Genomic DNA, 757 nt, shown 5'->3' on the forward strand with positions numbered 1-757 from the left:
CAGGAACAACCAACTTACCCTCATACTTAGGCTCGTATTTCTGGTTGTCCTTCGCATCAGGCTGCGCAACCGTGACAGTGACAGTCACGTTGTCAGTGGTGCCATCCGGGTAGGTCACAACAACCGGAACCTCGATCTTGGTTCCAGGCTTAGCACCCTCAGGAATAGCAACCGTGATCTGACCAGTCTTCTCATCAATGGTCACACCAGCAGGCGTGTTCTTACCAGGAGTGAACTTGGTGCCATCAGGAGCCTTGGTGTCCTGACCACCCTTATCAGTAAAGGTCGGAGCAGGAACATTTACCGTGTCACCAGGCTTGCCAGAGCCATCCTTGTATTTAGGATCGAAGTGATCATTCGCGTTCGGAACCTTCGGATTAGAGTCATCCTTATCCGGGATGCCGTCATTATCGTCATCCTCATCCTCGGTATCAGGCGTGCCATCACCATCAGTATCCAGCTTAAAGTTAGCCTTCACCGCATCAGCGCTGCCATCCTTATACGTCACCGTAACAGGAACATCAAACTTTTCGATCGTGTCCTTATTCAACTTCGACTTATCCGAGAACTCAACAGTGATCACACCAGTGGACTTATCAATCGCCACCGTGTAACCCTCAGGAGCCGTAAAGCCGTCAGTAATAGCGAACTTCGAACCCTCAGGAACATCTACACCCTGACCACCCTTATCAGTAAACGACGGAGCAGACGTAGTCTTCACACCAGGAACAACCAACTTACCCTCATACTTAGGCTC

1 protein-coding gene is annotated in these 757 nt (G+C 50.5%); it reads right to left on the minus strand.

Annotated elements, in window-relative coordinates:
• Positions 1 to 757 (minus strand): YPDG domain-containing protein (locus HMPREF2909_RS00210; RefSeq protein ID WP_210387845.1); only part of this gene is annotated, 757 nt, incomplete at both ends.

It is taken from the genome of Alloscardovia sp. HMSC034E08 (genome assembly GCF_001813415.1).
GTDB lineage: Bacteria > Actinomycetota > Actinomycetes > Actinomycetales > Bifidobacteriaceae > Alloscardovia > Alloscardovia omnicolens.